Annotated in this window: 2 protein-coding genes; both read right to left on the minus strand. The window is 46.2% G+C overall.

The annotated features are described in order from the left end of the window. On the minus strand, nucleotides 1-859 hold an 859-nt coding region (locus G3O08_RS20705; protein WP_163287350.1), incomplete at its 3' end, for an IS91 family transposase. Then, nucleotides 859-1157, minus strand: a 299-nt coding sequence (locus G3O08_RS20710) for a tyrosine-type recombinase/integrase (protein ID WP_163287351.1), incomplete at its 5' end; no start/stop codon positions are given. The genes G3O08_RS20705 and G3O08_RS20710, both read right to left, overlap by 1 nt.

Consider the following 1157-nt stretch of genomic DNA (forward strand, 5'->3'; position numbering starts at 1 on the left):
CGAACTCTTTCGTTGAGAGTGTAAGCAGCTCTTTTTGGCCACCTTTTTTGTAATTCTTCACCTGGAAGGTTACTGTCTTTTTAGTTTTGTCTATTTGCTTAATCCGATAATTACTAATCGCAATTTTATGGGTGTAGCGACCTAGATATTCTACCACATATTTTGGTGCATGGAACTGCTGTTTTGCAAAAACAACCCAGTTTTTAGAGAATAGCTTATCGTAGATTTCCTGCGGTACGGGCGTTTTGCTTTTGCGCAGCAGATCGACATATTTTGCGCGGAACACCTGGCTCATCGATTTCACATTGAACAGGTACTTACCCTTGTTCTTTGCTGGTTTCCATTTGCCCGATTTAGTCACACCACCGCCTGGCACGATGCAGTGCAGGTGCGGGTGCAAGCTCATATTTTGACCCCAAGTGTGCAAGATGGCTATCATACCCATTTGCGCGCCCAGGTGTTTTGGGTTCGCGCCAAACTGCTCAAGAGTTGCCCATGCTGCTTTAAACAAGCTATCATAGACTACTTTCGGATGTTTTAAAGCAAACGGATTAAGCTCTGACGGAAGCGTAAAAACAACATGAAAATACGGCACATTGAGAAGTTCGCTTTCCCGCGCCTGTATCCATGCTTCGCGCTTATGACCCTGACAGGTAGGGCAATGTCGGTTTCTACAGCTGTTGTAACTGATGTGGAGTTTATGGCAGCAATCACACTCATCTATATGTCCGCCCATAGCTGGCGTACGACAACGCTCGATGGCATAAAGCGTGCGTTTATGCCAACCCGTAAAGGTATTTGACGAGATATAATCTTGCTCCAATCTTAGCACATCAGCCACCTTAAAGTGGCTGCGCACTACTCAAAAAGCGTATCGAGCGGACTGAACTTGCGCGACGTACCCGTATTTGCAACGTGTAAATACACAAGCGTTGTTTCGATAAAGGCATGTCCCAAAAGCTCTTTCAGGCTCATGATGTTGAGCCCATCTTCCAGCAAGTGCGTGGCATAGGAATGTCGTAAACAGTGTGCGGTAATGTGCTTGTGGGTGTTAACCTTGCTTCTGTTTTCTTTTATTACCCATTGTACTCCGGTGGTGGTAATGGGTCGGGGCGCTCCGTTATCAGTCACCTGACTGTTGAACACGAAGGTTTGGG

The sequence above is a fragment of the Cryomorpha ignava genome, from assembly GCF_010686655.1.
Taxonomy (GTDB): Bacteria; Bacteroidota; Bacteroidia; order Flavobacteriales_D; family Cryomorphaceae; genus Cryomorpha; species Cryomorpha ignava.